This window comes from Veillonella sp. oral taxon 780 str. F0422, assembly GCF_000221605.1.
Lineage (GTDB): Bacteria > Bacillota > Negativicutes > Veillonellales > Veillonellaceae > F0422.
In genome coordinates this window covers 1-3,537 of sequence record NZ_AFUJ01000075.1, presented here as the reverse complement: position 1 = coordinate 3,537, position 3,537 = coordinate 1, and the positions used below count along the sequence as shown (strand labels likewise).

Below are 3,537 nucleotides of genomic sequence, written 5' to 3'. Positions count from 1 at the left end.
AGGAAATAGACTAGAAATTTTTATATGCCCCAATCGTAACGATTCCACTAGCCAATCTACTTCCATCTGGTTGTAACCGATTTCATTCACACAGGCAGATACAAATGTATCTGATGATATAGTTAATCGCACTTTATCTAATGATCCACCTTCATTAGTATTTCCAAAGTGCACTGAACTCGTAAATGTAAATGGAAAGATAAAATATCTCATTACATCACCTTAGCCTTGTAAAATGACTTCACATTGTTCACGTAACGCATCATTATCTGGGAATGATGTTACTTTTATATTTTCAATTGATACTCGACCATATCCACGGGTTCCATGTCCCCCCAAGTAATCTAACTCTAGCAATTTTATTCCAGCACGTAAAGTTTTTAAATCTTCTTCAATTTCTGTTTCATCAATTACTGTATACACTAACTGAAATACAAACTTTGTACCTGCTGGTACACGTTCTATTTGTCGTGGCATAGCTACACTTGAAACCCTATTAATCGTATTTTCAAACTTCACTTCTCCCATATAAGTGTCTGTCTCAATGGATTCAAATAATAACTTACTCTCTTCAGATACAAATAAATCTTGAAATTGTAAACGAGATATAACTTGAGGACTTGTAGACCCAAATAAACGTTTTATAATTTCATCATCCTCAGTAATAGAGTTTAGAATATATTGTTTACTTCTATAGCGAGCGAGTAAAGTGCGAATTTTACCTTTCAAGGAACTACCAGGAATAATTGGTTCCTGAGTTAAAGCATCACGAACAAAAGGACTATCTACAGATCCAATAGGTGCATAATCATTGCCACCACCAATATGCATACCTGTTTTAATCACTAAATCACCTTGAATAATAACTTTTCCTCGTAATACATTTTTAATGATTTCACTCATGATTAACGTCCCCCTCTAGTATTGTTTTCTTGTTTGTATATTGCTGAATAATATTTATGAAAAGCCACTAGTGATTCTATATATTTACAATATTCATAAAACTTATCAATATCTTCACCAATTGCATCTAAGCGAGGTATTAATTTTGCTTTTTCAATAAATTCATCAACAGCATTAGTAGTTATACGCTTCTTATTATTTTCTTCAAGTTCACGTCCTGCTTGATAACGTAAAATTGTTTTTAAGAAACGAATCTCCATTTGTAGTTCTGGAGATATTCTTTTAATTTTATCCTTATTTTTAGCCGCTTCCACAATCACTTTATTTTTAACATCAGTAATAGCTGACAAAATTTTTCTAAGCTGACTAGTATTCAAAAGAATCTCATTATTCCTATTTTTACTTAATCCTTTAATCACGGACTCTGCTTCTGATACATAATCAAACATGATATTCCTCCTTATACTTTTTCACGCAAACTATAAATTAATAAATGGATAGCCGTTAATGCTTCTCTTGTGGTCTCTTTCGTTTGAATCCAATCATACATGGTTGCTACAAATTTTCGATACGCTTCTTTTTGTTGTTCCGTTGCCCTTTCTGGTTCCACCCTTGATAAGCTATATAACAATCTTGCCTTATGAATTGTATCGGAGTTTTCTTTTACAATTTCCTCTAATAACTCCATAATACGATACATAGAACTTCTCATAAATGGCATTCTACTAGTATCTGAAATAACACCATCACGAGATACAGCTAATAAGGATTGTAACATCTTGAACTTTCCATCCAACACTTTATCTATCAATTGATCCCATTGATATACATGATGACATGTAGGCTTTTGGCCTAGATTCGATGTATCAAAACCAAATAGAGCAATACTATCTTTAGTAGGCATCTCTTTAGCTACTGATTCTAATTCTCCTGTAATTTCAGCCATTTTCGTAATTGGAAAACTATGGGGAAACATTCCCAATCCTGCAGATATTGTCAGTTTACCATCCGTTAAATCTCTTAATCGTTTACGAATATCAACGGCCACCTCCAATAGCTCATCCCACGGCCCCACTAAAAAGACATCATCACCGCCAGAATAGATGACATGAATATGTCCTTTTTTACGATTGTCCTGGCTCCATAAATGATATGTATCTCGAATATCTTCAATACCATTGCTATTACCAGATACAATTTTATTAACACCTACTTTAAAGAACATCGATAAGGACCTAGATAAATCAGCATATCTAGAAAATGTATTAAAATGGAATGGATTTTCTTTTGTGTGATTAATAAATCCACCAATAAAGGCGGCCCCTAAATTATCCACATCTGCTCGTAATACACCTAATCGTTGTATACCGACTGTGTCGGAACCACTCAAGTTTGCTAACTCTGAAAAATCATATACATCGCCATTTGGCTTACGACTAACATAGTCAGCTATCTACAATCGATAGCCACTTGATTTCCGGTTTCTGCTTCATTAATAACATACATATGTTTCCAAGTCGCGCTATACCCTAACGCTTCTAACTTACATTTGGGTATAACATACAACTTTGTTGCATCTCTAGCATACATTGGAATTGATGGAATATTTTCTAATACTACTTGCTCTTCTGCAATTCCTAGTACAGATTCTTCAGGTTGCACTAATACATCTCCCAATTTGTATAAGGAGTCACACATATGACATGCTAGTGATTCTGTATCACCATATGGTTGTAATTCTACTGAAGAGGTATGACAAATCGAACACTCTTTATCTCCATCTCGAACAGAATTAATGTTACTATTAGGATTAAATAGGTCTTCTAAGTTTTCTTTGGTATATCTAGATATTTTGCCTTTACTTGTTTCTCGACTGGCTTCACCAAATAATTTATGTTGCATTTCTCCATTAATAACATCATTTCCAGTACATGTGGCCATGCCTAATGCAACATATAGTTTAGTGCCTACATGGTCAAGCAACCATCGATTAACAGATACTTCCACAGCCTTCACAATGCTTTTGGCAGTTTCTGTGGCAGGACCAAGTATATAAAAATGACCGCCTCCAGAATATAGTAAATTACAACGTGTTAATTGCAAATCTTCTAATACAGAATCAATAATAGACTCTAGCAAAATCTCTAAATATACAGATCTACCTCGTAGTGACTTTAACGCACCTACCGATGGTACTGTATAGATAAAATCTTGTATGCCCGATATATCACCAGAGATTATCATAAAAGATGTTTCTTCACGAAATAGCTTTGATTCCGTAAAACAATATTTCTTATAATCTTCTATCCCTTTTTCAGAAAAATATAAATACATAGATGTAGCAATAGCAGCTGTAAGCTTAGAGTGCATATACAATGAAATATCGGCTACTTCTTTCTTATATGTACTAGAAGGAATAAAACTAGTCGTATCCTCATAGATGCGAAGTAGTTCATTAATACTCATTGTATCTATACTTTGCACTGCAAAGTTATGTTGTAATGTAGTATATAACTCTTTATATTTATCAACTGATGCTAGAATACTGCTTTCTTTCGGATAATTGTAATCATCGGAAAGATTTAATCCTCGAAGATGATATTTTTTTTCTACCTTTGAAAGAGCCCCTCCAAA

4 protein-coding genes and 1 pseudogene are annotated in these 3,537 nt (G+C 33.8%); all 5 read right to left on the bottom strand.

Translation table 11 applies throughout. The annotated features are described in order from the left end of the window. A pseudogene (locus HMPREF9200_RS08595) lies at nucleotides 1-213 on the bottom strand (type III-A CRISPR-associated RAMP protein Csm4); the annotation flags it as partial. A gap of 9 nt (nucleotides 214-222) precedes the next feature. Beyond that, nucleotides 223-903, bottom strand: a complete 681-nt coding sequence (gene csm3 / locus HMPREF9200_RS07945) for a type III-A CRISPR-associated RAMP protein Csm3 (protein ID WP_009354209.1) — start codon at nucleotides 901-903, stop codon at nucleotides 223-225. Nucleotides 904-905: 2 nt separating this feature from the next. Continuing rightward, the gene (gene csm2 / locus HMPREF9200_RS07940) at nucleotides 906-1,352 is read right to left on the bottom strand and encodes a type III-A CRISPR-associated protein Csm2 (RefSeq protein WP_009354210.1); all 447 of its coding nucleotides are present in this window, start codon (nucleotides 1,350-1,352) and stop codon (nucleotides 906-908) included. A gap of 11 nt (nucleotides 1,353-1,363) precedes the next feature. After that, nucleotides 1,364-2,293: a hypothetical protein gene (locus tag HMPREF9200_RS08215; protein ID WP_009354212.1), complete on the bottom strand. Its 930-nt coding sequence runs from the start codon at nucleotides 2,291-2,293 to the stop codon at nucleotides 1,364-1,366. 59 nt (nucleotides 2,294-2,352) lie between these two features. Next, a partial coding sequence (gene cas10 / locus HMPREF9200_RS08210; RefSeq protein WP_009354211.1) for a type III-A CRISPR-associated protein Cas10/Csm1 occupies nucleotides 2,353-3,537 on the bottom strand: 1,185 nt, incomplete at its 5' end.